General features: G+C 61.7%; 28 protein-coding genes. 10 read left to right on the top strand and 18 right to left on the bottom strand.

Translation table 11 applies throughout. The annotated features are described in order from the left end of the window. Window positions 1-21: 21 nt before the first annotated feature. From acpP to CLU93_RS20810, 7 genes are all read right to left on the bottom strand, one after another. Complete coding sequence (gene acpP, locus CLU93_RS20840; RefSeq protein WP_008449912.1) at window positions 22-261, bottom strand: acyl carrier protein; 240 nt, start codon at window positions 259-261, stop codon at window positions 22-24. A 178-nt stretch (window positions 262-439) separates the two neighbouring features. Next, a complete protein-coding gene (gene fabG / locus CLU93_RS20835) occupies window positions 440-1183 on the bottom strand; it encodes a 3-oxoacyl-ACP reductase FabG (RefSeq protein ID WP_099763133.1) in 744 nt (247 codons plus the stop codon). Window positions 1184-1232: 49 nt separating this feature from the next. Then, window positions 1233-2174: an ACP S-malonyltransferase gene (fabD, locus tag CLU93_RS20830; RefSeq protein WP_099763132.1), complete on the bottom strand. Its 942-nt coding sequence runs from the start codon at window positions 2172-2174 to the stop codon at window positions 1233-1235. Between the two features lie 151 nt (window positions 2175-2325). Further along, window positions 2326-3324: a beta-ketoacyl-ACP synthase III gene (locus CLU93_RS20825; RefSeq protein ID WP_099763131.1), complete on the bottom strand. Its 999-nt coding sequence runs from the start codon at window positions 3322-3324 to the stop codon at window positions 2326-2328. A 15-nt stretch (window positions 3325-3339) separates the two neighbouring features. After that, complete coding sequence (gene plsX / locus CLU93_RS20820) at window positions 3340-4407, bottom strand: phosphate acyltransferase PlsX (RefSeq protein WP_099763130.1); 1068 nt, start codon at window positions 4405-4407, stop codon at window positions 3340-3342. Window positions 4408-4617: 210 nt separating this feature from the next. Next, a complete protein-coding gene (gene rpmF / locus CLU93_RS20815; protein WP_010399517.1) occupies window positions 4618-4800 on the bottom strand; it encodes a 50S ribosomal protein L32 in 183 nt (60 codons plus the stop codon). A 248-nt stretch (window positions 4801-5048) separates the two neighbouring features. After that, the gene (locus tag CLU93_RS20810; RefSeq protein ID WP_099763129.1) at window positions 5049-5546 is read right to left on the bottom strand and encodes a YceD family protein; all 498 of its coding nucleotides are present in this window, start codon (window positions 5544-5546) and stop codon (window positions 5049-5051) included. A gap of 222 nt (window positions 5547-5768) precedes the next feature. Here CLU93_RS20810 and CLU93_RS20805 point away from each other — a divergent pair, with 222 nt between their 5' ends. Both CLU93_RS20805 and CLU93_RS20800 read left to right on the top strand, forming a co-directional pair. Further along, entirely contained in the window at window positions 5769-6377 is a 609-nt protein-coding gene (locus CLU93_RS20805) for a Maf-like protein (protein WP_099763128.1), read from the top strand. 18 nt (window positions 6378-6395) lie between these two features. Then, complete coding sequence (locus CLU93_RS20800; protein ID WP_099763127.1) at window positions 6396-7145, top strand: SAM-dependent methyltransferase; 750 nt, start codon at window positions 6396-6398, stop codon at window positions 7143-7145. A gap of 65 nt (window positions 7146-7210) precedes the next feature. On the opposite strand, the gene CLU93_RS20795 is transcribed toward CLU93_RS20800, so the two are convergent. Beyond that, window positions 7211-8128: a 23S rRNA (adenine(2030)-N(6))-methyltransferase RlmJ gene (locus CLU93_RS20795; RefSeq protein ID WP_071076471.1), complete on the bottom strand. Its 918-nt coding sequence runs from the start codon at window positions 8126-8128 to the stop codon at window positions 7211-7213. Window positions 8129-8404: 276 nt separating this feature from the next. Between CLU93_RS20795 and CLU93_RS20790 the strand changes: the two genes are divergently transcribed. Continuing rightward, window positions 8405-8833, top strand: coding sequence for a thioredoxin family protein (locus tag CLU93_RS20790; protein ID WP_099763126.1), 429 nt, complete (start codon window positions 8405-8407; stop codon window positions 8831-8833). 6 nt (window positions 8834-8839) lie between these two features. Here CLU93_RS20790 and CLU93_RS20785 read toward each other — a convergent pair whose 3' ends face one another. Both CLU93_RS20785 and CLU93_RS20780 read right to left on the bottom strand, forming a co-directional pair. Then, a complete protein-coding gene (locus tag CLU93_RS20785; RefSeq protein ID WP_180287898.1) occupies window positions 8840-11113 on the bottom strand; it encodes a xanthine dehydrogenase family protein molybdopterin-binding subunit in 2274 nt (757 codons plus the stop codon). Window positions 11114-11123: 10 nt separating this feature from the next. After that, complete coding sequence (locus tag CLU93_RS20780) at window positions 11124-14261, bottom strand: EAL domain-containing protein (RefSeq protein WP_099763125.1); 3138 nt, start codon at window positions 14259-14261, stop codon at window positions 11124-11126. Between the two features lie 261 nt (window positions 14262-14522). On the opposite strand from CLU93_RS20780, the gene CLU93_RS20775 reads away from it, so the two are divergent. Then, window positions 14523-15029 (top strand): DUF1993 domain-containing protein, encoded by a 507-nt coding sequence (locus tag CLU93_RS20775; protein ID WP_034779265.1) that lies wholly within the window; start codon window positions 14523-14525, stop codon window positions 15027-15029. A 65-nt stretch (window positions 15030-15094) separates the two neighbouring features. Here CLU93_RS20775 and CLU93_RS20770 read toward each other — a convergent pair whose 3' ends face one another. Together CLU93_RS20770 and CLU93_RS20765 are read right to left on the bottom strand one after the other, a co-directional pair. After that, window positions 15095-15289, bottom strand: a complete 195-nt coding sequence (locus CLU93_RS20770) for a DUF1289 domain-containing protein (RefSeq protein ID WP_096236462.1) — start codon at window positions 15287-15289, stop codon at window positions 15095-15097. After that, complete coding sequence (locus CLU93_RS20765; protein ID WP_373629859.1) at window positions 15289-15867, bottom strand: DUF1415 domain-containing protein; 579 nt, start codon at window positions 15865-15867, stop codon at window positions 15289-15291. Before CLU93_RS20765 ends, CLU93_RS20770 begins: the two co-directional genes overlap by 1 nt. A gap of 333 nt (window positions 15868-16200) precedes the next feature. On the opposite strand from CLU93_RS20765, the gene CLU93_RS20760 reads away from it, so the two are divergent. From CLU93_RS20760 to CLU93_RS20740, 5 genes are all read left to right on the top strand, one after another. Further along, window positions 16201-17613: a transglycosylase SLT domain-containing protein gene (locus tag CLU93_RS20760; RefSeq protein WP_099763124.1), complete on the top strand. Its 1413-nt coding sequence runs from the start codon at window positions 16201-16203 to the stop codon at window positions 17611-17613. 103 nt (window positions 17614-17716) lie between these two features. Next, on the top strand, window positions 17717-18505 hold the full coding sequence (gene fabI, locus CLU93_RS20755) for an enoyl-ACP reductase FabI (protein WP_099763123.1): 789 nt from the start codon (window positions 17717-17719) through the stop codon (window positions 18503-18505). 72 nt (window positions 18506-18577) lie between these two features. Then, window positions 18578-18850: a hypothetical protein gene (locus CLU93_RS20750; protein WP_099763122.1), complete on the top strand. Its 273-nt coding sequence runs from the start codon at window positions 18578-18580 to the stop codon at window positions 18848-18850. Between the two features lie 5 nt (window positions 18851-18855). Then, window positions 18856-19377 (top strand): helix-turn-helix transcriptional regulator, encoded by a 522-nt coding sequence (locus CLU93_RS20745; protein ID WP_099763121.1) that lies wholly within the window; start codon window positions 18856-18858, stop codon window positions 19375-19377. Window positions 19378-19759: 382 nt separating this feature from the next. Continuing rightward, window positions 19760-21166, top strand: a complete 1407-nt coding sequence (locus CLU93_RS20740) for a DEAD/DEAH box helicase (RefSeq protein ID WP_071076465.1) — start codon at window positions 19760-19762, stop codon at window positions 21164-21166. A gap of 87 nt (window positions 21167-21253) precedes the next feature. Here CLU93_RS20740 and CLU93_RS20735 read toward each other — a convergent pair whose 3' ends face one another. The 4 genes from CLU93_RS20735 to CLU93_RS28265 all read right to left on the bottom strand — a co-directional run bounded on the left by CLU93_RS20735 (window position 21254) and on the right by CLU93_RS28265 (window position 22889). Continuing rightward, complete coding sequence (locus CLU93_RS20735; RefSeq protein ID WP_096238581.1) at window positions 21254-21712, bottom strand: acyl-CoA thioesterase; 459 nt, start codon at window positions 21710-21712, stop codon at window positions 21254-21256. 129 nt (window positions 21713-21841) lie between these two features. Further along, complete coding sequence (locus CLU93_RS20730; protein WP_099763120.1) at window positions 21842-22210, bottom strand: hypothetical protein; 369 nt, start codon at window positions 22208-22210, stop codon at window positions 21842-21844. A 129-nt stretch (window positions 22211-22339) separates the two neighbouring features. After that, window positions 22340-22477, bottom strand: coding sequence for a hypothetical protein (locus CLU93_RS28270; protein ID WP_165829503.1), 138 nt, complete (start codon window positions 22475-22477; stop codon window positions 22340-22342). 238 nt (window positions 22478-22715) lie between these two features. Beyond that, the gene (locus tag CLU93_RS28265; RefSeq protein ID WP_180287897.1) at window positions 22716-22889 is read right to left on the bottom strand and encodes a hypothetical protein; all 174 of its coding nucleotides are present in this window, start codon (window positions 22887-22889) and stop codon (window positions 22716-22718) included. A gap of 248 nt (window positions 22890-23137) precedes the next feature. Here CLU93_RS28265 and pepA point away from each other — a divergent pair, with 248 nt between their 5' ends. Continuing rightward, window positions 23138-23971 (top strand): flocculation-associated PEP-CTERM protein PepA, encoded by an 834-nt coding sequence (gene pepA, locus CLU93_RS20725; protein WP_099763119.1) that lies wholly within the window; start codon window positions 23138-23140, stop codon window positions 23969-23971. 78 nt (window positions 23972-24049) lie between these two features. On the opposite strand, the gene CLU93_RS20720 is transcribed toward pepA, so the two are convergent. Together CLU93_RS20720 and CLU93_RS20715 are read right to left on the bottom strand one after the other, a co-directional pair. Further along, complete coding sequence (locus CLU93_RS20720; RefSeq protein WP_306594985.1) at window positions 24050-25171, bottom strand: nitroreductase family protein; 1122 nt, start codon at window positions 25169-25171, stop codon at window positions 24050-24052. Continuing rightward, window positions 25168-26037 carry a ThiF family adenylyltransferase gene (locus CLU93_RS20715; protein WP_071076461.1) on the bottom strand — a complete coding sequence of 290 codons (870 nt, stop codon included), beginning with the start codon at window positions 26035-26037 and terminating at the stop codon, window positions 25168-25170. The genes CLU93_RS20720 and CLU93_RS20715 overlap by 4 nt, the downstream gene beginning before the upstream one ends. Between the last annotated feature and the right edge of the window lie 62 nt (window positions 26038-26099).

The raw sequence follows: 26099 nt of genomic DNA, 5'->3' as shown, positions 1-26099 counted from the left end.
CCTGAAGTCGGTCAAACAGGCTTAGGCCTTGACGTGTGCGGTGGCGTAGTCGATCGCCTGTTGCACGGTGGTGATTTTTTCAGCTTGTTCGTCAGGGATTTCCATTTCGAATTCGTCTTCCAGGGCCATGACCAGTTCCACGGTGTCCAGGGAATCGGCGCCGAGATCGTCGACGAAGGAGGATTCGATTTTGATGTCTGCTTCTGCAACGCCCAGTTGCTCAGCGACGATTTTCTTAACGCGTTGTTCGATATCCGACATGTTATGGCTCCAAAGTGTGTGTTACGGAAAGTGCGCGCATTTTATCAGGTTTGCGCGTCCGAATACTAATTTCGGTGTCTGCTGCTAATTCGACCGAAGCTGCTGCTAAAAGATGCGATTATAGACAAAAACGACCGTTGAATCATGCCACAAACGCCCGCCCTGTCTAGCTTTCACATCAATTCATGTACATTCCGCCGTTCACGTGCAGGGTCGTGCCCGTGATATACGCCGCTTGTGGCGAGGCCAGAAAGGCCACCGCCGCTGCCACGTCTTCCGGTTTGCCCAGGCGGGACAGGGGAATTTGCGTCAACAGGGCCGCGTGCTGCTCTTCGCTCAGGGCCTTGGTCATGTCGGTATCGATGAAGCCGGGGGCGATGCAGTTCACGGTAATGTTGCGGCTGCCGATTTCGCGCGCCAGGGCGCGGCTCATGCCTTCCACGCCGGCCTTGGCCGCCGCGTAATTCATTTGTCCCGGATTACCCGACGAAGCCACCACCGACGTAATATTAATGATACGCCCAGCCTTGGCTTTCATCATGCCACGCAGTACGGCGCGCGACAGGCGGCCGACGGCCGACAGGTTGGTGGAAATGACGCTATCCCACTCGTCATCCTTCATGCGCATGGCCAGCTGGTCTTGCGTGATGCCCGCATTGTTGACCAGGATCGACAGGCTGCCGTAGGTTTTCTGCACTTCATCGACGACGGCCGCGCAGCGCGCCGCATCGGTCACGTTCAGCACCAGGCCCTTGCCCGCCACGCCTTCGGCGGCCAGGTAATCGGTGATGGCTTGCGCGCCGCTTTCCGAGGTGGCGGTGCCAACGACGGTGGCACCCTGCTTGCCCAGTTCGGTGGCGATGGCGCGGCCGATGCCGCGCGAGGCGCCCGTGACCAGCACGACTTGATTTGCTAAATTCATGAGTATCCTTAAAAGCAAGCGCGGCAGGCAGGCTGCCGCGATCTGATGTTTATTTGAGCTGCGTCAAAATGCGTTCCAGCGAGGCCTGGTCGACGATGGCGTCGCCCACCAGCACGGGATCGATGCGCTTGGCCAGGCCCATCAGGACCTTGCCCGGACCGCATTCGATCACTTGCGTGATGCCGTCCGCCGCCACTTTCTGCATCGTTTCCACCCAGCGCACGGGGCTCGCTGCCTGGCGCACCAGCGCCTCCTTGATGCCGGTGACATCGTTGACGATGGCCACGTCGACGTTGTTGATCAGGGCGATCTGCGGCGCGGCGAATGTCAGGCCGGCCATGTACTCGCGCAAGCGGTCCGAGGCAGGCTTCAGCAGCGACGAGTGGAATGGCGCGGAAACAGGCAACTTCATGGCGCGCTTGGCGCCCTTGGCCTTGGCCAGTTCGCAGGCGCGCTCGACGGCAGCCGTGTGGCCGGCGATGACCACTTGCGCAGGCGCATTGAAATTGACGGGTTCGACCACCAGGGCCGGGTTTTCCGCCGTCGCTTCCGCACAGGCGGCGCGCACGTCGTCATCCGACAGGCCCAGCACGACAGCCATCGTGCCCTGCCCCACGGGCACGGCTTCCTGCATCGCTTGCGCGCGGAAGCGCACGAGCGGCACGGCATCCTTGAACGAGATGACGCCGGCGGCGACCAGCGCCGAGTATTCACCGAGGCTATGGCCGGCCACGACGTTCGGCACGGGGCCGCCCGCTGCCAGCCAGGCGCGGTAAAAGGCCACGGCCGCCGTCAGCATCACCGGTTGCGTGTTGGTGGTCAGATCCAGTTCTTCCTTCGGACCTTCGGCGATCAGCTTGCCCAGGTCAAATTGCAGGGCGTCCGACGCTTCGGCCACGGTATCGGCCACCACGCGGTTGCCGGCGAAACCGTCGAGCATCGCAATCGCTTGCGAGCCTTGGCCTGGGAAAACAAATGCAAATTGTGTCATGGTGACTCCGTTTGAATTTTTTGGTACTTAGGTTCGGTGATCTTTATACCTTTACCCCCAACGGCAAAGGCTGGGGTCAGTCCCTGCGGGATCGGAATACGCTCCATTGGAGCGCATTCCCCCAACGGGTCTGACCCCGGTGCTAACCAGTTTACATTCTTGCGAGCACGGCGCCCCAGGTAAAGCCGCCGCCCACGCCTTCCATCATGACGTTGTCACCCTTCTTGACCCTGCCATCGCGCACGGCGATGTCGAGCGCCAGCGGGATCGAAGCGGCCGAGGTGTTGCCATGCTGGTCGACGGTGACGACCATCTTTTCCAACGGCAAGCCAAGTTTCTTGGCCGTGCTGTTCATGATGCGGATGTTCGCCTGGTGCGGGATCAGCCAGTCGATCTGGTCCGCCGTCATGTTGGCGTGCGCCAATGCTTCGTGCGCGACCTTTTCCAGCACGGAGACGGCCAGCTTGAACACGGCCGGACCATCCATGTACAGGAAGGCGCTACCGGCCAGCGCGCCGCCAGCCACGCTGCCCGGTACGCTGAGGATGTTCGAGTGGCGGCCGTCCGCGTGCAGCTTGGTGGCCAGGATGCCCGGCTCGGTGGAGGCCGTCATGACGATGGCGCCGGCGCCGTCGCCGAACAGCACGCAGGTGCCGCGGTCGTCGAAATTGAGGATGCGCGAAAACACTTCGGCACCGATCACCAGCACGTTTTTATGCATGCCCGACTGGATGAAGCTGTCGGCCGTGGCGACTGCATACACAAAACCGCTGCAGACGGCTTGCACGTCGACGGCGGCGCAGTGATTCGTGATGCCCAGCTTGCTCTGCACGATGCAGGCGGTGCTGGGGAAGCTGCCGAAGAAATCGGGGGTCGAGCTGGCGACGATGATCAGGTCCAGGTCGTTGCCGCTCAGGCCCGCCATCTCCAGGGCTTTTTTGGCCGCTTCCACGCCCAGGTCCGAGGAGTTTTGGGTTGGTGCCGCGTAATGGCGCGCCGAGATGCCGCTGCGCGAGACGATCCATTCATCCGATGTCTCGATGCCCTTGGCGGCGAGCTGCTCGGTCAAGTCCTGGTTGGTGACGCGCCTCTCCGGCAGGTAGCTGCCAGTGCCGATAATTTTGCTGTAAGTTTTGCTAAAAACAGTCATGCAAGTACCCGTCCACTAAATGGTAGAGCTTGTTGAAGTAGGTTCGTCCGGTACTGGCGTGCGCGGCATCAGCTCGGCGATCAGGCTGGCCAACTGTGCTTGCACGTCATTTTTTGCCGCATCAAAGGCGCGGCGCAAGGCCCATTCAAACGAATAGGCATCGGCGCTGCCATGGCTCTTGAAGACGAGGCCACGCAAGCCCAGCAGGCTGGCGCCGTTGTAACGCGAAGGATTCAGGCGATTACCGATGGCTTTCAGGGCCCCGCGGGCAATCAGCGCGCCCAGCATGGTGATCGGATTGCGCTTGAATTCGGTAGTCAGCACGTCCTTCATGAGGCGCGCCAAACCCTCGATGGCTTTCAGGGTGACATTGCCGACAAAACCGTCGCAGACGACGATATCGGTGGTGCCCTTGAAGATATCGTTGCCTTCCACGTTGCCGTAGAAGTTCAGCGCGCCACGCTCGTGGTCGGCCTGCAACAGCTTCGAAGTGAGCTTCACCACTTCATTGCCCTTGATATCTTCCGTGCCCACGTTCAGCAAGCCGATCGTCGGGCGGGCGATGCCTTCCATGGCGGACACCAGCACGGAACCCATGATGGCGAACTGGTGCAAGTGATGCGGTTCGCAATCGACATTGGCGCCCAGATCCAGCATGTAGGTGGGGCCATTCTTTTGATTCGGCAAGATGCTGCAGATGGCCGGGCGGTCGACGCCGGACATGGTTTTCAAGACATAGCGCGACACGGCCATCAGGGCTGCCGTATTACCGGCGGAAACGGAGGCTTGCGCCGCGCCGCTCTTGACCTGTTCGATGGCCACGCGCATGGAGGAATCCTTCTTGCGGCGCAGGGCCACTTCCAGGGGATCGTCCATGGTAACTTGTTCGGAGGCATGCAATACCGACAGGCGCGGATGCGTGTCGGCTTTATGTTTTTTCAGTTCGGCACGGATCACGTCTTCCAATCCAACAAGGATCAGTTCGGCTTCAGGCTCATGTTTTACGAAGGAAATTGCTGCAGGGATAGTGACTGAGGGACCATGATCTCCGCCCATGCAGTCGATAGAAATTTTGATTGTCATTTGTGTTGATTCAATACCGCTGCGGGCGTGCGGCAAGATGTGAATCGGACTGGAGCATATGCAGGGCGCAGCATGTCATGCACAGACCTGGACAGCGTGATTCAAAATGACGGGTGCGCAAGATGAATTGCAGCCGATAAAAAAGAAGAAGCGGCGCCACGCCGAATAACCACGCAACACCGCTTTCATCTTACCCAACAAAAACGTCGATTACTCGTCGTTTTTGGTCTTCAACACTTTACGGCCACGATAAAAGCCGTTAGGGCTGATATGGTGACGCAGGTGTGTTTCGCCGGTAACTGGCTCGACGCTCAATTGCGGCGCGACCAGGAAGTCGTGCGAACGGTGCATGCCGCGCTTGGAAGGGGTTTTCTTGTTCTGTTGAACTGCCATGATGACTCCTAATACATAAGTTCTAAAATTTTAGCACAATCGATAGGCAAATACATGCGAATCGAGTATCCCAGCGGCAAAGACTACCCGAAAATAGCCCGGACCGACATCGTTTATTACAATTACATTTCACTACACTTGCCATACTCGATTACAACACGCGTTTGACACGTCTTTTACAGGAAGCATCAAAAACCTGTTGCGCTGCCCGCTCGCTACGGTTTTTTTAAAGCTTCCTTTTTACTACTTTATTCTGGCTTCAAATCCTTCAGTGCCGCAAACGGCGACTGCTTTTCAGTCTTGAGAGCATCGAGCTGCGCCGTATCGGGGCAGACGTCGTGTTTGGGTACCTGCGGCAGGGCCAGCAAGGCTTCATCTTCGATCAGGGCCGCGGCATCCATGCTGCGGCTGCCGACGATCACGTCGATCGATTCATCGTTGATGATTTCTTCGATCTCGTCGGCCTGTTCGTCATCCTTGCCCAGCATCAGAGTAGTCGTCGAATCAATTGCGTAAGCATACGGAGTCAGGCAGCGCTGGCAAACCAGCTGAACGGCGCCGTTGACCGACAAGGTCAGTTGTGGGTAGCCCAGCTTGCTGGTGCCGCCGACGATCTTCCAGGCGATGTCGCCGGAAGCATCTGCACAATCCTTGGTCAACCGGGTCATTTCAGCGACAGGAGTTACACCCTCGCGGCTCCCGCTGATACGACAAAAATCAAAGGCGTCGATCACAAAAGCATTCATTGGTAGAAAATTTCCCCGGAAAACCTGCGATAATAACAGGGTTTTGAGCACGGAGTCAAAGGCTAAGCATCTTTTTTGACGCAATCTTTGCCATTAACATGACAACTTCATCAACACCGTCATGCCGCATGGAGCCTCAGTTATGGGCTCTGCGCCCTGGAACCACGTGACATTCCACTGACATCGACCAGCGCGGCCATGCCGGCCGCCATCCACTACCGAATGATACCAACTTCCGCCCCATTGCGCTTGATTCTTGCATCGAGTTCGACCTACCGCAAGGAATTGCTGCAACGCTTGCGCCTGCCTTTCGAGGTGGCCGTGCCCGATCTCGACGAAAGCCCCCTGCCCGGTGAAAGCCCCAGCGCCACGGCCCTGCGCCTGGCCCAGGCCAAGGCGCAGGCCGTGCTCGACCGCTACCCTGGCAGCCTCGTCATCGGCTCCGACCAGGTCGCCACCCTGGATGGCGCGCAGATCGGCAAGCCGGGCAACCATGCGTACGCCCTGCTGCAACTGCAAACCATGCGCGGGCGCCAGACCGTGTTCCATACGGCCCTGTGCCTGCTCGACGGACGCCAGTCGCCCGCCGTGGCGCAGGTGGAAGACATCCAGACCCGCGTCACCGTGCGCGATTTGCCCGATGCCGAGCTGGACGCCTACCTGCGCATCGAGCAGCCGTATGATTGCGCCGGCAGCGCCAAGAACGAGGGCCTGGGCATCGCCCTGCTCGAATGCATCGCCACCACCGACCCGACCGCCCTCACCGGCTTGCCGCTGATCGCCCTGACTGGCATGCTGCGCAAGGCTGGCGTGACGTTTTTTACCATTTAATTTACCGACAAGAAGAATATGACCGGCACCCTGTACCTGATTCCCAACCACCTCGGCCTGTCCGAAGGCGCAATCGACCCGCTGGCCCACCTCATTCCCGAGCAGGTGCGCCAAATTACCTCGCAACTCGATTATTTCGTTGCGGAAAACGCCAAGACGGCGCGCGCCTTCCTGAAATTGATCGGCAACCAGCATCCGCTGGCCAAGCCGCTGCAGGAAATCACGATTTCCGAACTCAACGTCAATACCCCGGCGCAAGCGCTGGCCGGCTTGCTGGCGCCGCTGCTGGCGGGACGCGATGCGGGTCTCGTCTCGGAAGCGGGCGTGCCCGCCGTGGCCGACCCCGGCGCTGACCTGGTGCGCCTGGCGCATCAGCACGGCATTAAAGTGCGCCCGCTGGTGGGCCCGTCGTCGATCCTGCTGGCCGTGATGGCCAGCGGCTTGAATGGCCAGAGCTTTGCCTTCAACGGCTACCTGCCCACCGATGCGGCCCTGCGCGCCAAGCGCCTGAAGGAACTGGAAGTGCGGTCACGCACGGAAAAGCAGACCCAGCTATTCATCGAAACGCCGTACCGCAACGCCGCCATGCTCGAAGCGCTCGTGGCGCAATGCGCGCCGTCGACCCTGATCTGCGTCGCCACCGACCTGAGCCTGGACACGGAAAGCGTGCAAACGTGGAATGGCGCGCAGTGGAAGAAACAATTGGCGGCCGGCAAGGCACCGGACTTCCACAAGAAACCGACCGTGTTCCTGTTACTGGGACAGTAAACGACAAACGCCACGGACAATTATCCGTGGCGTTTTTGATTGCAGCCCTACCAGGACAAGTACGATTACACTCTTCTTGTTCCGGTGTTTTTCTGGCCGCCCTTGCCCGTTTCCAATACGAACTTGGCGCCATCGTCGCGACCCAATACCTTGACCAGGTACGGCATGACTTCGCGCAACATCGGCTCCAGCGTATACGGCGGGTTCAAGATGAACATGCCGCTGCTATGCAAGCCGAAGCCGTCCGGCGACGGCGTGTTGACCGTCAAGGTCACGTGCAGCCAGTCCGAGCTGGGCAGTTGCTTGAGCTTGTCGGCGAACTGGCGCGATTCCATGCGCTGCAGCACCGGGTACCAGACGGCGTAGATGCCCGACGGGAAGCGCACGAGGGCGTCGGCCAGGGTATCCTTGACCTTGCGGTAATCCATTTTGTCTTCATATGGCGGGTCGATCAGCACCAGCGCGCGGCGCGATGGCGGCGGCAGCAGCGCTTTCAGGCTCTGGAAGCCGTCGGCCTTGGTGATGAGCACGCGCTTGCCGCGCACGGTCGGACGCTCGCCCTGGGCCAGCGCATGCGCCTCGACCTTGCGGAAGTTGTCGGCCAGAATTTTTGCATCGGCAGGATGCAGCTCGAACAGGCGCAACCGGTCTTGTTCGCGGCTGACCTTGTCGGCGCAGTACGGCGAACCCGGGTAGTAGCGCATCTTGCCGCTCGGATTCATTTCCTTGATCAGCTTCATGTACTCGGCCAGCGAGGCTGGCAAGTCCGTGCGGTCCCACAGGGGCGCGATGCCCGTTTCGTATTCCGCGTTTTTCGCGGCATAACCGCCGTCGAGCGCATACACACCCGCGCCGGAGTGGGTATCGATATAACTATAGGCGGTATCTTTTTGATTCAGATATTGCAACAACTGAATCTGCACATAATGCTTCAACACATCGGCGTGATTACCCGCGTGAAAGGCGTGGCGGTAACTCAACATAAGCTGGCTAATTCCATAATAAAAATAAATAAAGGCGGGAGCGCTGACACCGGGCAGGGCATGAAAACAGACTGGAGGGGTCAGGCTGCGGGGCCAGGAAACAGCATGGACCAGCGTAATCAGCGCGCAATTATCAGCATTATCCACCAGAAAGGGCGATTGCATCAAAAAACACCGCTAAACAAGCACATGCATTCTCAGGACCGAGGGGGCCGGGCGCGGTAGAATACGCGCATCGGGCGCCCCGCGCCCATCCGTCCACTAATAGATACGAGCATGCACAGCCTGACCCTCACGACCGATAACCGCGCCGACGTCGCGGCAGCCCTGGCCGGCCCACGCTGGACCGTGGCTTGCCTGTGCGCACTGTGGTGCGGCACCTGCGGCAGCTACCGCGCCACGTTCGAGGAACTGGCCGCGCGCCATCCGGATACCGTCTTCGTCTGGATCGACATCGAAGACCAGGCCGACGTGGTGGGCGACCTCGACATCGACAACTTCCCCACCCTGCTGATCCAGCGCGAGGACCATGTCGCCTTCTTCGGCACGGTGCTGCCCGACGGCGGCCTGGCGCACCGCATGGTGCAGGCGCAGCAGGCGCTCAGCGCCGAGGAACTGGCGGCGCTGGCCGGCAGCACGCAGGAGCGGCGCGACTGGCAGCGCGACTGCAATTTGCGCCACATGCTGGCCGCCACCCTCGCCTGAGCCACCTCAAGCGAGGCGCAGCGGCAGGCTGCGCAGCCGTTTCCCCGTCAAGATGAAGATGGCGTTGCCCACGGCCGGCGCAATCGGCGGCGTACCGGGCTCGCCCACGCCTTCCGGATGCTCGGCGCTGGCGATGATGATGGTTTCCACCTCGGGCGTCTGGCCCATGCGCAGCACGGGATAATCGTGGAAATTGCCCTGTTCCACTTTGCCATCCTTGAAGGTGATCTCGCCGCCCAGCGCCGCCGACAGGCCGAACAGCACGGCCGACTCCATCTGCTGGGCGATGATGTTCGGATTGACGGCGATGCCGCAATCGATGGCGCACACCACGCGCTGCACGCGGATTTCGCCATTTTCCACCGATACCTGCGCCACTTGCGCGACGATGCTGCCGAACGACTGGTGCAAGGCCACGCCGTGCGCATGGCCGGGCGGCGCACTGCCCGCCCTGGCCACTGCCGCATCGAGCACGGCCAGGTGGCGCGGATGTTTCAATAACATGGCGCGGCGAAAGGCGATGCCATCCTGCCCGGCCGCATGCGCCAGCTCATCGATAAAACTTTCCTTGAAGAAGGCATTGTGCGAATGCCCCACGGAGCGCCAGTAGCCGATGGGAACGGGGCTGTCGGCGATCACGTGGGCGATGCGCTGGTTGGCGATTTCATACGGCATGTCGAATTCGCCTTCGGCCGTGGTCTTGTCCGGCCCCGCCCCAGGCAAGCCGAAGTTGCGCTGCAAAAACTGGTGCGTGATGGAACCACTGACGGATTTGTTGTCCCAGGAAGCGATGCGGCCGTGCTCGTCGAGGCGCGCCGCAAAGCGCGCCAGCGCGGCGGGACGGTACATATCGTGCCGGGTATCCTGCTCGCGCGTCCACACCAGCTGTACCGGTGCGCCATCGCACTGCAACGCGATGGCCACGGCTTGCGCGATCATATCCACCTCCAGGCGGCGGCCGAAACCGCCACCGAGCAGCAGCACTTCGATGCCGACGTCTTTCGCATCGACGCCGGCCACTTTCGCCGCCACGTCGACGGCGATGCCGGGCGCCTGCGTCGAGACCCACAGCATCACCTTGCCATTTTTTACCTGCGCGGTGCAGTTGACGGGTTCCATGGCGGCGTGCGCGAGGAACGGCGCGCGGTACTCGGCACTGACCTGCCGCAAGCCCTGCGCGACCTTGCCCTCGACCTCGCCGCTGGCGTGGTAGACATAACCGGCTTCGCTGTCCAACAGGCGGGCAAACTGCGCATACACGTCGGCACTGGACAGGTTCGCTTGGGCACCGGCCTTCCACTGCGTCGGCAAGGCGGCGGCCGCCTGTTTCGCGCGCCACCAGGTGTCGGCCACCACGGCGGCGCACGAGACGCTGCGCTGAGCCAGCTGCGGCGTCAGGTCCAGCACTTTCTTGACGCCGGGCATGGCCAGGATGGGTGCCGCGTCGAATGCGGCCAAAGTGTCGCCCAGGCGCGGCGGCAGATGCAGGGCCGCGTACAGCATGCCGGGCGGGCGCGCGTCAATACCGAAGCGCGCGCTGCCATTGACTTTTGACGGCGTGTCGCGGCGCGGCGCCGGCTGGCCGATCAGCTTGAAATCCTGGGGCAGTTTCAGCACGGGCGTGCCCGGATCGATGGCGGCGGCGCGCTGCGCCAGGCTGGCGTAGCTGGCGCGCCGGCCATCGGGGTGCAGCACTTCACCATCGTGCGTGCGGCATTGCGCGGCCGGCACCTGCCACGCCGCGGCGGCGGCGGCCACCAGCATGGCGCGCGCCGAGGCCCCCGCTTCGCGCATGGGCCCCCAGCCATCCTTCACGCTCGACGAGCCGCCCGTGACAATCACGCCCAGTTCGCGCGCCGCCTTGGCCACCGTCCATTGCGCCAACGCCTTGACGCGGCCCTGGTCGTCCGGGTGGAACGGCAGGCCATCCTTGAGCATGGCCACATTGCCGAAGATTTTATCCATCGGCGCCTGGATCAATTTGACGCTGGCCAGCGGTACGTCGAGCTCCTCGGCCACCAGCATGGGCAAGGCCGTATGCACACCCTGCCCCATCTCGCTGCGCGGCATGGCCAGGAGGACACTGCCGTCGGCTTGAATAGCCAGCCAGCCGTTCAGCGCCACGGCGCCATCCTGCAGCGGCAGCGGCGCGCTGCCGTGCAGGCGCTGGCGCGGCGGCAGCACGCCCCAGCCCAGCACCAGGGCGCCCACGCCGGCCACGCCGAGGCCAAGGCCACCGAGCAGGAAACGGCGACGCGAGGTGTTTTTTTCTGCGGCCATGGGATACCCTTTAATTAGTTAGTGGTGGTTCCAGCGGGTCGCGCCAGCGCTCCAGCATATCCTGCGCCAGCACCGGGCGGCTATAAAAATAACCTTGCGCCAGCTTGCAGCCATGGCGCAGCAGGAAAGCGGCCTGCTCTTCCGTCTCCACGCCCTCGGCGATCACCGACAAGTGCATGCTCTTGCCCAGCTGGATGATGGCAATCGCAATCGCTTCATCATTGACGTCCGTCGAGATATCCTTGATGAAGGAGCGGTCGATCTTCAAGGTCTGCACGGGCAGCTGTTTCAGGTACGCGAGCGAGGAATAGCCGGTGCCGAAGTCGTCGATGGCCAGTCCCACGCCGATGGCGTGCAGATCGTTGATGAAACCGAGCGCGTCGCCCGTGTTCATGATCACCGATTCCGTCACCTCCAGCTGCAGGCGCTGTGGCTCCAGGCCCGTTTCCTTCAAAATATCGGCCACCATGCCGGCGATGCTGCCCCGCTCGAACTGTTTCACGGACAGGTTGACGGCCATCTTCGGCACGCGCAAGCCCTGCGCCTGCCAGCGCATCATCTGGCGACACGCTTCGTCGAGCACCCATTTGCCCAGCTGGTTGATGAAACCGCTGTCCTCGGCCAGCGGGATGAAGCGCACCGGTGGCACCAGGCCCAGTTCCGGGTGGTTCCAGCGCACCAGCGCCTCCACGCCGACCAGGCGGCCCGTGTCGATTTCCACCTGTGGCTGGTAATTCAGGAACATCTCGTTCTTTTCCAGCGAGCGGCGCAGGAAGGTTTCCAGGCGCAGGCGCTCGACGCCCTCGCCCGTCATCGACGGCGCATAGAAACGGTAGCCGTTGCGACCGCGCGCCTTGGCCTGGTACATGGCCACGTCGGCATTGCGGATCAGCATGTTCAAGTCCAGCGCGTCATCCGGATACAGGCTGATGCCCACGCTGCAGGTGACGAACAATTCATGGTCGGCCACCGTGAACGGCTGCTCGAACATGGTCATCAGCTTTTCCGCCACCTGCGTGGCGCCATACTCGCCATCGACGCGCTCGAGCAGCACGATGAATTCGTCGCCGCCCAGGCGCGCCAGGGTGTCGCCTTCGCGCAGGCGGGCCGCCAGCTGGCCGGCCACCTTCTTCAGCAATTCATCGCCGATATGGTGGCCCAGCGTGTCGTTGACATTCTTGAAGCGGTCCAGGTCGATGAACAGGATGGCCAGCTGCTCCTGGTCGCGCGCGGCGCGCAGCAAGGCGTGCTGCAGGCGGTCGTGGAACAGCAGGCGGTTCGGCAGCGCCGTCAGCGGATCGTGGTGCGCCATGTGGTCGAGCTTTTCCTGCGATTCCCTGAGCAGGGTGATATCGCTGAACACGCCCACAAAATGCGTGGTGACGCCCTGCGTGTCGCGCACGGCGCTGATGGTCAGCCACTCCAGGTAGATGTCGCCGTTCTTGCGCTGGTGCCAGATCTCGCCGCGCCAGAAGCCCGAGGCGATCAATGCATCCCACATGGCCTGGTAAAACGCCGCGTCGTGGCGCTGCGAACGCGTCAGCGACGAGTGCCGCCCCAGCGCCTCGGCTTCCTGGTAGCCCGTGATCTGCGTGAAGGCCGGGTTGACGGCGACGATGATGCCGGCGGGATCGACCATCATCACGCCGTCGGCGATATGTTCCAGCACGGTGGCCGACAGGCGCAGCTTTTCCTCGGCTTCCTTGCGCGAGGTGATGTCGGCATACACCCAGATGCTGCCATCGTTGGGGTGCAGCGGATCGAGCGCGCAACCGCTGACCAGGGCCCAGAACTGGCTGCCATCCTGGCGCAGGTAGTGGCGCTCCTCGCTGAAGTCGCCGCCAGCGGCCAGGGCCGGATACTGGCGCTCGCCCGCCGCCTCGAACTCGAAGTGCGTGGGGAAGACGATGGCGGTCGAACAGCCCGTCATTTCGGCGTGAGCGTAGCCGAACAGCTCCTCGCAGCGGCGGTTGACGGAAATGATGCGGCGGTGGCGCACGAACATCACGCCGAACATCACATTGTCGAGGATGGCGCTTTGCTCCGTCAGCAGCGCCTCGATGCGCATCTCGTGGTGCTTGCGCTGGCTGATGTCGGCAATGATGCCGTCGACCCAGACGACGCCCTGTTCACCGGCCTGCGGCTGGCCATTCTCGGCCACCCAGCGCTCGATGCCGAAGGCGTCGATGATGCGGTATTCCAGCGCATACGGGCGCACCTCAAGCACCGCCTGGCGCACGGCGCGGCGGTGTTCGCGGCGGTCTTCCGGGCAGATCAGGTCGGCCCAGGCGTGCGTGCGGCCGCGCATGAACTGGCGCGCCGAATAGCCGGCGATGTCTTCGATGGCATCGCTGACGAAATCGATGGGGCCGTCGGGCCGGTAGCGGAAGACGGCGCCCGGCACCTGCGTGACGATGGTGCGGAAACGCTCTTCGCGCTGCCCCACATCCTCGAACAGCTGGCGAATGGCCGCGCGCATTTGCTCAAGCTGGGCCGTCAGGCGACCCAGCTCGTCATTGCTGTGCGAGGCCAGCGGCGTGTCAAAATCGCCGTGCGACAGGCGGTCGGAAAAGCGCGTCAGGCGGCGCAGGGGTTTCAACAGGCGGCGGTTCAGGAACAGCACGATCAGCGCCATCGACACGGCCAGCTGTGCGCCCAGCACGAAAATATAGGACCTCTGCTTTTCGCGCAGCTCCTGCTGGCTGCGCGCATCATCCATCTCGACGACGATGTGGCCGATGCGCTCGCCGCGCACGAGGATGTCGCGCTCGGCGCGGTACAGATTGCCCACGGGCCGCTGCGGCGCCTGCAGGCGAATGAATTCCGTGTCGCCCTGCCCCAGCACCTGCACCAGCAGCACGGCGCGGTCGCGCATCACCGACTCGACCAGCGAATGGGCCGATTCCGCATTCATGTTCCACAGCGATTCCTGCATGCCCAGCGCCAGGATGTCGGCATTGCGCTGCAAGGCTTCGTTCAGGCTGGTGCGCGCCGACTGGCGTTCATGCACGCCGACCAGCAGATAGCTGCCGAAAATGGCGGGCACGACCAGGCCACCAAACACCACCAGCAGCAAGGCGCCATAGATCGACGAGCCGTACAGCACACGCAGGCTGGCGCGCAAGCGCTGAGAGGGCGAATTAAACATGCGGCAACAGGGCAACAGGGATCAGGCAGGCGGTCATGGAACTTTACAGGGGAATCCGGGTGATAAGGCGGGAAGAAACTTTTTCAGGAGCAATTATGCATGGAAAAAGCGGGGGAAGTCACCAATAAACACGTGCCAACGGCGACCTGATGCCATATACACAGGGCTGAAAAACCACACGCGGGCCAGCGCGCCGGGCCAGCGCCAGCAGAAAAACGCGCAGCTTGCTATCATCGCGCCACTTTACCTCGAGGAACCACCATGACCTTCTCCATCTACTCCGCTTCCATCCCCGTCTTCAAACAGATCCTGGGCAGCCTGGCCGCCATCCTGGACAAGGCGGAAACGCACGCGCAAGACAAGAAAATCGACCCGAACGCCCTGCTGCAATTCCGTTTGTTCCCGGACATGCTGCCCTTCGTGCGCCAGATCCAGATCGCCACCGACTTCGCCAAGGGCTGCGGCGCACGCCTGGCCGGCGTGGCAGTGCCACCGTATGAAGACAGCGAACAGAGCTTTGCAGAGCTGAAAGCGCGCATCGTGAAAACCATCGCCTTCCTGGAAAGCCTGCCGCAAGCGGACATCGACGGCAGCGAAACGCGCGCCATCACCACCGGCAGCGGCGAAAAGACCAAGCACTTCACGGGCCAGACGTATCTGTTCCACTACGCGCTGCCGCACTTCTTCTTCCACGCGACGACGGCCTACGACATCCTGCGCCACAATGGCATTGAAGTGGGCAAAAAAGATTTTATCGGCAGCTATTGATCGTTAGCTGTGAAAATGGGGTCAGACCCGTCGGGTCTGACCCCAGCAGTTGCAGTTGGGTTAAATCAGGTATTCCGGCGCGGATACCCTTGAGAAAGAATCCGCACCCACACCACTTCCTTCTCTTCCTCCGTCATCGACACCCAGTGGGCCACTTCCACCACGCTGCGACCGCAGCCGCGGCAGATTTCGTCGAAGGTGGTCGAGCAGACCGCCACGCACGGCGTATCGGGACGCGGCGGCAATTCCTTGTCAGCCATCAGGATACCTTCGGCAAGCCGAGCTTTTCCCAGCCTTCGGTGCCCAGCGCTTCCAGCGTGGCAATATTCTTGTCAAAAATTTCCGACGCTTCCGGGAACGCCTCGATGGCGCGCTCGATGCTGTCTTCGCGCAGCAGGTGCAGGGTCGGATACGGCGAGCGGTTGGTGTAGTTGCTGATGTCGTCCTCGAACGTCTCGGCAAACTGGTAGTGCGGATGGAAACTGGCCACTTGCAGTTCGCCGGCCAGGTGCATGTCTTCCACGGCCGCATCGGCCACATCGAGAAACTCGTTGTAGTCGAGGAAATCGTTGAGGGTGTACGGATGGATCAGCAAGGTCGTGTCGATCTGCTCGGGGTCCGTGTCGGCCAGCGTTTGCAGCTCGTCCATCAGCATTGCCAGCAAATCTTCCGGATTGCTCGACTCGCACACCACATAGCGGATCTGCTTCTTGACGTGCACGGCCTTGGCGAACGGGCACAGGTTCAGGCCGATCACGGCCTTTTCCAGCCAGGCAACGGTATTGGCGATGATGACGGCGTTGTCGTCGTCGTGGCGCGGCGGGGTGTTCATATGCATGACTCTCTATCAATATGGCAGCCGGCAGCCGAATGGCCGGCCAAAGCCAAATTGTACGCACTCTTTGCGCAGTCTCATACTGGACGGCTGCCAGGCTTGCGCCATCGCCCTCGCCACGTATGCTATAACAGCGGCCGAATCACGCATCGGGCAAATTAAATTTGCAATAATGACAGCATCTGCGAATGGAAACCTAGGCGTTTCCCACTTATTACCGCGTATTTCCTGTCATCATGCTGACATAATTCTTGACTCCGGCATGTGGATATACGTACACTCGCAGCTTGATCATGGGTCTGTCCGATGTTTCTCCGACGACAACAATGGAACACTATGCACGAAAACTCCTTTAAATCTACCGTCCTGGCGGCGTTGGCCCTGGCGCTTGCGCCCGCCCTCAGCCAGGCGTACGAAGCCGGTGTTGAGAGCGATAACGCGCCAGTCGCTGCAACCACACCTGCCCTGATCCCGATGACCGCCCAGGTCACGGCGAAACTCCCCACCCTCGACAACCGCCTGCAAAAGACCGACCGTCTGCTGAAAAACCTCAGCGACAATTCCGATCCGCTGCGCGAAGCCGACGTCTGGGGCCGCATCCGCAGCGGTTATGCGATTCCCGACATCAACAACCAGCTGGTGGCGAACCACGTCAACTGGTATGCCACCCGCCCCGACCACCTGGCGCGCACCACGGCGCGCGCCTCGCGTTATATCTTCCACGTGGTGCAGGAACTGGAAAAGCGCGGCATGCCGACGGAACTGGCCTTGCTGCCGTTTATCGAGTCCGCCTTCAACCCGCAGGCTTTCTCCAGCGCCAGTGCGGCCGGCCTGTGGCAATTCGTGCCCGCCACCGGACGCGATTTCAACCTCAAGCAAAACATGTTCAAGGACGACCGCCGCGGCGTGCTGGCCTCGACCGATGCGGCATTGACGTATCTGCAGCGCCTGTATGACATGTTTGGCGACTGGCAACTGGCGCTGGCCGCCTACAACTGGGGCGAAGGCTCGGTGCAGCGCGCCATCAAGAAAAACCAGGCGCTGGGCAAGCCGACCGACTTCGAAAGCCTGGCCGATCTGATGCCGGCTGAAACGCGCAACTACGTGCCGAAACTGCAAGCGGTGAAAAACATCATCGCCAATCCGGCCCAGTTCGGCCTGACCCTGCCTGTGGTCGACAACCAGCCGTATTTCACGGCCATCGACAAGACCAGCGACATCGACATCACCGTCGCGGCCCAGCTGGCCGAACTGTCGACCGACGAATTCAAGGCCTTGAATCCGCAATTCAACCGCCCCGTCATCATCGGCGGCGAAAAGACCAAGATTCTGTTGCCACAGGAAAATGCGGCCAAGTTCACCACCAACCTGGCGCAATGGGGCCATGCCTTGTCGAGCTGGACGACGCACAAGATCACCAATGCGCGCGAACGCATCGAAACGCTGGCGTCGAAATTCGGCACCACGGCAGACGTGCTGCGCCAGGCCAACAACATTCCCCAGCGCACCAGCCTGCGCGCCGGCTCCACTATCCTCGTGCCGAAGACTTCGGCCACGATGAACAAGGACATCACCCAGGAAATCGCCGACAGCGCCACCATGCTGCTGGAAGCGGACCGTCCGGAACGGGCCGCCAAGGCACTGCGCCGCGTCGCCAAGGGCGGCAAGGTGCAAGCCGCGCCAATTTCCCTGGTGAAACCGCGCATCCAGCGCGGTGGCAGCAACAGCCGGGCAAAAGCGCGTCACTGATTGCCTGAGTTGTATTGACGCACGTCACCGGCCGCCACAGCTTTGCTGTCGCGGCCGGTTGCACATCCGCCCTACCCGCCCACCACCCCAGACAGGAGTCGTCATGGCTTTCTTGCAAGGCAAAAAAATCCTCATCACGGGCCTGCTGTCGAACCGCTCCATCGCCTACGGCATCGCCAAGGCTTGCCACCGCGAAGGCGCGACCCTCGCCTTCACCTATGTTGGCGAGCGCTTCAAGGAACGCATCACGGAATTTGCGGCCGAATTCGGCAGCGAACTGGTATTCGACTGCGACGTGTCCAGCGATGAACAGATCAGCGCCGTCTTCAGCAACCTGGCGCAGCATTGGGAACATTTGGATGGCCTGGTGCACGCCATCGGCTTTGCGCCGCGCGAAGCGATCGCCGGCGACTTCCTCGACGGCCTGTCGCGCGACAGCTTCCGCATCGCACACGATATTTCCGCCTACAGTTTTCCTGCCATGGCCAAGGCCGCCCTGCCCCTGCTGCATCCGGGCGCTTCGGTCCTGACCCTGACGTATCTGGGCGCCGTGCGCGCCGTGCCCTATTACAACACCATGGGCCTGGCCAAGGCGTCGCTGGAAGCGTCCGTGCGTTACCTGGCCGAATCGCTGGGCCCGCGCGGCATCCGCGCCAACGGCATCTCCGCCGGCCCCATCAAGACCCTGGCCGCCTCCGGCATCAAGGATTTCAGTAAACTGCTGGGCTTTGTGGCGGAACACGCACCGCTGCGCCGCAACGTCACCATCGAGGAGGTGGGCAACACGGCGGCCTTTTTGCTGTCCGACCTGGCCTCGGGCATCACGGGCGAGATTACCTACGTCGATGGCGGCTTTTCGCAAGTGATGGCCGTCAATCCCGAAGTAGAGTGATGCGGTGATGGTCGGTATTTTTCGGTTGTCACTTGACAACCGAAAAATATTGACCTACATTGGAGACATCACATGGCGCGCTCCTCGCACCCGAAGAAAGAAATCGAAGCAGCGCTGCGCCACGCGGAAAGCCAGGGCTGGAGAGTGGAAGTGGGTGGCAGCCATGCTTTGGGGAAAATCTATTGCCCCTACAATGACGACGGCTGCCGCTGTGGCGAGTTTTGCATCGCCTGCATCTGGAGCACGCCGAAAAATCCCGGCAACCACGCACGGGCGATCCGGCGAGTAGTAGATAATTGTACTTTCAATAAACTGATGCACGACTGCATGCAACGCAGGAGATAACCGTCATGGATTACATCTTTACGCTCAAGTATCGCCTGCCCGACCACGAACACGACCTCGACGCGCTGGCCGAGCGCCTGGGCAACGGCGGCTGCGACGACGCCTTGGCGGGCATCGGGCAAGCGGGACGGCTGGCGCTGGAATTCACGCGCGAGGCCAGCAATGCCAACGAAGCGCTGCTGAGCGCCCTGGCCGACGTCAAAGCCATCGTGCCCGAAGCCGTGCTGGTCGAGGCCGCGCCCGACTTCGTGGGCTTGACGGACGTGGCACAGGTACTGGGCCTGTCCCGGCAAAACCTGCACAAGCTGATGAGCAAACACCGCCACAGCTTCCCCGTGCCCGTGCATGAGGGCAGCGCCAGCATCTGGCACCTGGCCGACGTGCTGGCATGGCTGCATGCCAAGGGCACATATCAGCTGGAACCCGGCCTGGCCGAACTGGCGCAGGTGACCCGGCAAATCAACCTGGCCAGGGAAACGGCACAGGCACCCCAACTGCCCGCCGACATCGTGGCCATGCTCAATTAAATCAACGAAAACTACGTATTCTTACTTATTTCGCATAGGAAACATGTTCAAAACGTGGTAGGACTGTCGTTTCTTCCCATTTAGGCCGTGCAAAACGGCGGCAAATACGGTATAGTGTCGTTGTGCGCTGCAATATGTTCGCTTGAAGCGATGGCAACACCGCAGTAACATGCAATTACAAACTTAGCAGCTTCGCAAGCCTTAGCGCATCCACAGGATGCCGCTTATAAAGCCCTCCCGCCTTGTGTGTCGCACCTGACACCGTCCCGGCGCAAAGCTTTTGTGCCGAAATTTCTTTCTAGTTGAGTCATTTCGTTTTGGTTGGCGTTGCTATTTTGCGTTCTGCTTTTTGCAAGAACGCTGATTTTTACGAAAGAAAAGAATGACATTTGAATCCTTAGGCCTGCATCCGTCCATCATCGCCGCTCTGACCGAATCGGGCTACACCGCGCCAACCGCGGTACAGTCGCAAGCGATTCCAGCCGCGATCGAAGGCCGTGACCTGCTGGTCTCGTCGCAGACCGGTTCGGGCAAGACCGCAGCGTTCATGCTGCCGTCGCTGCACAAACTGGCCAGCGCCGAACAAAGCGCCGCCAGCAAGACGCCGAACCAGGAAATGCAAGCATCGCGCGCCCGCGGCGAGCGTCCACGCTTCAAGGCTGCCCAGCCAAAAATGCTGGTGCTGACGCCAACGCGCGAACTGGCCCTGCAAGTGACCACCAACACCGACAAGTACAGTACCGGCATCCGCCGCATCAAGGCTGTGTCGATCCTGGGTGGCATGCCTTACCCTAAACAGATGCAATTGCTGGCCAAGAATCCTGAGATTCTGGTCGCCACCCCTGGCCGTCTGATCGACCACATGGATTCGGGCAAGATCGACTTCTCGCAACTGGAAATCCTGGTGCTGGACGAAGCCGACCGCATGCTGGACATGGGTTTCATCGACGACATCGAAAAAATCGTGGACGCGACGCCAGAAGGCCGTCAAACCATGCTGTTCTCGGCAACGCTGGACGGCGTGGTTGGCAACATGGCCCGCCGCATCACGAAAAACCCGCTGGTCATCCAGATCGCCGGTTCGTCGAACAAGCATGAAAACATCACCCAGCGCGTCCACTTCGTCGACGATCTGTCGCACAAGAATCGCCTGCTGGACCACCTGCTGCGCGACGAAACCCTGGACCAGGCTGTTGTGTTTACCGCCACCAAGCGTGACGCCGACACCATCGCCGACCGTCTGAATATCGCCGGTTTCTCGGCTGCCGCCTTGCACGGCGACATGCATCAGGGCGCGCGTAACCGCACCCTGGACGGCATGCGCCGCGGCCAGGTCAAAGTGCTGGTCGCCACCGACGTTGCCGCCCGCGGCATCGACGTACCGACGATCACCCACGTGTTCAACTACGATCTGCCGAAGTTCCCGGAAGACTACGTCCACCGCATCGGCCGTACCGGCCGCGCTGGCCGCAATGGCCTGGCCATCTCGCTGGTGAACCACGCTGAAGGCATGAACGTCAAGCGCATCGAACGCTTCACCAAGCAATTGATCCCGGTCAATGTCATCGAAGGTTTCGAGCCTAAGAAAACGGCGTCGGCACCACGCTCGAGCGCCCGTCCAGGCGGCTGGAAACCAGGCGACAACCGTGGCGGCGCGAAGCCAGCGCAACGCACGTTCAGCAAGCCAGGCGCACCACGCAAAGACGGCGCACCTAGCACCGGCGGCGGCTACAAGGGTTCCAACCCGCGCAGCACCGACGGCGCACGCCGCAGCTACGGCGACCGTTAATCACGGCGCCATGCCGCCAGCAGGCGGCAGGCAATAGAAAACGGCCACCAGATCGCTCTGGTGGCCGTTTTTTCATGTCCGCTGCCTTTATTTCTTCGACACCTTCTGGCGCGACAGCTTGCGCAGCTTGGCTTGCTCGAAGCGCACCTGCTGCTCCGGCGTTTCCAGCACCAGCGGCGGCACGGCCACGGGCTTGCGGTTGGCGTCCACGGCCACCATCGTGAAATAGCAGCTGTTGGCGTGGCGCACCAGGCGCTGCTGGATGTTTTCCGTCACCACGCGGATGCCCACTTCCATCGAGGTCGTGCCCGTGTAATTGATCGAGGCGAGGAACGTCACCAGCTCACCGACGTGGATGGGCTGCAAGAACATCACCTGGTCCACCGACAGGGTCACCACATAGCTGCCCGAATAGCGGCTGGCGCAGGCGTAGGCGACGCTGTCGAGGTATTTCAGGATGGTGCCGCCGTGCACATTGCCGGAAAAGTTGGCCATATCGGGCGTCATCAGGACCGTCATCGTCAATTCGTGGGCCGACCAGTTCATCGCGCTGTCCAAAGTGTTCTCCAAAGGGAAATGAATAGAAAGAGTGGGGATGTGAAAACCGGCCCCAGGGGCCGGTGGCAAAGCGCAGAGTCTATCCTGGTAGGGAGCGTCTTCTGCCGGGATAGGTTATTACAGGCCCAGGGTGTCGATGTCGGCCAGCGAGTCGCGGCCCTTGTCGGAAATGTCGTAGCCCTCGCCTTCGGCGCGCGCCACGATGTGGGCTTTCTTGCCCAGGAAATAGGCCACGTCCGATTCCAGCCTGGTCAGCGGATCGGCGGCCACGGCGCGCAGCCCCATGATGCAGCGGCGCAGGAAAAGCAGCTGTTGTGCTTTCTCGGTGATGGACAAACGGCCATCGCGTGCATAGCTGAGCAGCTTCAGGCCGGACAGGCGCTTGGCATTGCGGGCAACGCAAGCACTGGGGCGCTCGGTCTTGATGCCGCGTGCAACTTGCTCCAGCGCGTCATATTCATCGGTTGTTAATTTCTCGTTCTTCATTACTTTTCCATAAAAGGCCAGGTGTTCGGCCCCCATGGTACGCGCCCCGCTGCGCATCGGCAACAGGCAACGTGATTCAGTCGCCGCCCACCCCACGGATGGCGTACTGAAAATGCGCGTGAAGCGCGCTTATTTGTAGCTGCGCAGCAGCAGCCACGCCAGGCCGCAGCCAGCCACGGCGCCCGCCAGCGCCAGCGCCGCGAGGTTTTTGCCGGTGATCACTGGGCGCCGGCCCAGGTAGATTTTGTTATGCAAGGAATTGCCCATGATGGTCTCCTGTACAAGAATTTTTATGATGTCTCATTATAAGAACAGAATCGTGACGGCCACATGACACACAGCAGTTAGCGCTTAATTTGTATCCACTCGGCAATGTTTATTGGCATTTTTGTTGTTTAATTGGCGTGACAACCCCGCCGCCCGCACAATTCATTTCCGACCAGAAATAAACAGCGCGCGGCAGTGGCATCGCCGCTCAGGTGTGCCCAGGTGCGCGACGACTTGGTCAGCCCATCCTGACGGGCGGCGGGGGTGGTGTCGGTTCCTCGACGGGCACGGGGTCCGTGTGCGGCGGCTTGTCCGGCGGCGGCGTCAGCGGATCGCCTTCGGGCGGCGGCGGGATATCCGGTTCAGGCGTGCTGTGCGCACGCAGCGGGGCATGACGGGATGGTAGTTGCATGGTGACCTCCTTTGCCCCACTCTAGCCGATGACAGGAAAGACTGGCGCCCGCGAGCCGCGCCATCGGCCGGGTAAAACGTCGATTTTTTTTACACAAGCACGAAAAACGCCATCCCTGTTTTTATAAGCTGTTGAATTTAAATACAAATATTACATGGTACGAATTCTGCTTCAAGGGCGTATGAGGTTATCTGAGGCAGCCGCCACAGTGACCTGGTCCGATCAACCCTCACGCTGAAGGAAATGCCATGAAAACGCTGTCCTCGTTTCTGCGTCTCGCTCTCTCCGCGGCCACCATCGGCGCCGCGCTGATCAGTGCTCCCGCATTCGCTGGTCCTTTGTTTACCGTCAATGAAGGTTCCGTCCCCGGTGCCGCAGCCAATCTGGTGGTGGCCGACCGCATCAGCTTTGAATATCACGCGCGCGTCGAACAAACCATCGTTGGCGGTTTGGGTGGTGGCAACGATCCCTTCACTCAGACAGGCTTTCTGAGCAAGGCCGCTTTCGGCAGTCCCAATGGCGGCAGCGTGCCATCGCAACTGAACGCCCTGAATGGCTATGGCATCTATGGCCTGTTTTCCATCACCGGTCAGTCCGATACGCTGGCTGGCGGGATCTTCGCTACCTTTCAAACCCTGACCATGACCTTGTACATCGACCCCAACCAGGATACGGCACTGTCGGTCAGTAACGTCGCAGGCTCGCCGGTGAATGTGGGTGGCGTCTCCGGGGATGACTATGCGATCGTGACCTACACGCTCGACGTGGGCGAAGCACACATTTTCGCCGGCCTGGCCCAGGGCGACTTCAAGGCCTTGCTGAACGCCACATTGACGCCGCAAGGACAGTTGTTCTTCGTCAACCCCAACCCGTTTTTCCCGCTGGAGTCCCTCAGCGGGAATACCAACAGCTTCATCGGCGGCAGCCTGACCGACAGTTTCGTCGCGATGGCCGACGGTGGCGGCCTGGAATTATTCCAGGCCGCTGTACCTGAACCAGGCACCATCGCCCTGCTCGGTATCGGCCTGTTTGGCCTGGGCATGACTGCGCGCCGCCAGCAACGCGGGCAACGCCAGGCCTGACATGCGATCATCCAGTCTGAAAGCCGCTGATGTCCTCAGCGGCTTTTTTCGCTGCGGCAAGCGGCAAGCCCATGCCGCTCACGCAAGCGTCCTCCCGTTGACCGGCGCCACCAGCAAGTCTTGCAACGGCCGGCGCAAGGAGCGCGCCTGGGCTGCCGGGCCGGCGCCGATGCGGCCAAGGAACACGGCCCGATCAAACGCCACCGCACCCAGCACGGCCTGGCATTGCAGCGCCAGTTCCTGCGCCAGTTCCAGCATGCCGTCGGTGCGCGAAAAGGCCCGCCGTTCGCGCACATAACGGGCGAAGATCAGCGGCGTCAGTTCCGGCTGTAACTGCAGGCCCAGCTGCGTGGCCGTCAACCAGAAGCGCTGCATGGCCCTGCCCGCCGCCACGTAATCGTCGATGTGACGCGGCGGCGCCTCGGCCAGCAGCACGAAATGCGCGGCGCAATACAGGCCCGGCAGCAAGTCCATCTGCAGACGCGGGGCAATGGTGCCTCCCAGCCAGGTATTGAAAAAATCCACGCGGCGCCAGCTGTGCATGACCCAGCGCATCAGCCGCGCCGTCATCGGGTCGACACCGAGCGCCTGTTCCGGGATGCGGTCGGCGCTGAAGCGCGCGCCCCATTCGATGACGTCGCGGTGCACCTTGTGCGCTTCGGGCATGGTCAGGCGCAGCTTCGCATTGTCAAACATCAGGCGCGCACAGGCCAGGCGCATGCGCCAGCCTTCGAACCACTGCACGCTGTAGCCGGGCGGCAAGCTGGCCGCCAGCGCCGCTTTTTCACTGGCGCGCAGGTGGCGCGTGCTGAGCCGTCGCCGCTGCACGCTGCGTTGCGGCAGGAAGGCCACCAGCGGGTCGGGCAGCATGCCGGGGCTGTCGACAAAGCGCACGTCAAACGTGGGCAAGGTGTCGGGCAAGCCGCCGCGCCGGCGCGCTTCCATGCGCAAACCATGGCTGCTGGCCGCCAGCGCCATGCTTTCGAGCAAGGCACCCAGCGACAGCTGGCTGGGATGGCCGTCGAGGTCATACACGCAGTGGCTGCGCGTATCGAAGCCATGCACCACGACATGGCGCGGGGCCACGACTTCAAAGCGCCACGGCTGCGTATTGTCGCCGCTGGGTGCCCAGCGCGCCTGGTCGAGGATGTCTTCCAGCACAGAATCGATCTGCGCGATCAGCGGTGCTTGTGCCATCATGCCCCCTGCGCCGCGCGCCGGCGCTTGATGATGGCCATCGTCAGGCGTTGCAGCGGATGACGGTTGCCGCCGGGACGCCAGGTACGCACGAGCTTGTTGCGGTAGGCGTCGAAATGCATGCCGTGCGGTGCCGCCATCACCTTGCCGCGCTTCAAGAGTATTTTCAGCGCCTCGGTGGCGGCCGCGCCCGCGCACAGCTGGCAACCCATGATGGTCGACGGTCCGCGCCGCTCCTTCAGGTTGATGGCCGACGGGTCGACCAGGTAGGGGCCGTGCAAGCCGGCCGGCGCCAGCCCGACGAGAAAGCGCAGGGCTTTTTCTTCTTCGGGCAAGTCGCCCCAGCCAAAATACTCTTCGAACGTCATGCCGCCGGGCATGAAGCTGAGCACGGCCGTGCCCATGCCCAGCGGCGCGGCCGTGATGGCGGGGATGCCCAGGCGCGCGCAGGTGGCGAAGGTGGCCTGGCGCGCGGGAAAGGCAAAGAAATCCAGGCCGTCCACATACAGGTCGACACCGGCAAAAAACTCCGCCAGGTTGCTGTCGTGTATGCCGTCAGGAAATTGTTTAATCTCCAGTTCGGGATTGATGTCCATCGCCATCTGCGCCAGCACGGCCACCTTGGGCTGGCCCAGGGTGGAGACCATGGCGCCGGCCTGGCGATTGAAGTTGGCGATATCGAAGGTATCGAAATCGGCGATGTGAAAAGCGCCGATGCCCAGCCGCGCCAGGGTCAGCAAATGCACGCCACCCACGCCGCCCATGCCGGCAATGGCCACGCGCTTGCCGCGCAAGCTGTCCTGCTCCGCCTGCGTGACCCAGCCCAGGTTGCGGGCAAATGCCGCGTGATACGAAAAACCGTCTGTCATGCTCACCTCTTCTGTGCGTCCCTTGCGGACGAAAAAGTTTGGACAGGTGAGCCAGGGATAAG

This window comes from Janthinobacterium sp. 35, from assembly GCF_002754575.1.
Taxonomy (GTDB): Bacteria; Pseudomonadota; Gammaproteobacteria; order Burkholderiales; family Burkholderiaceae_D; genus Janthinobacterium; species Janthinobacterium tructae.
This window is presented reverse-complemented; position numbering and strand designations above follow the sequence as displayed.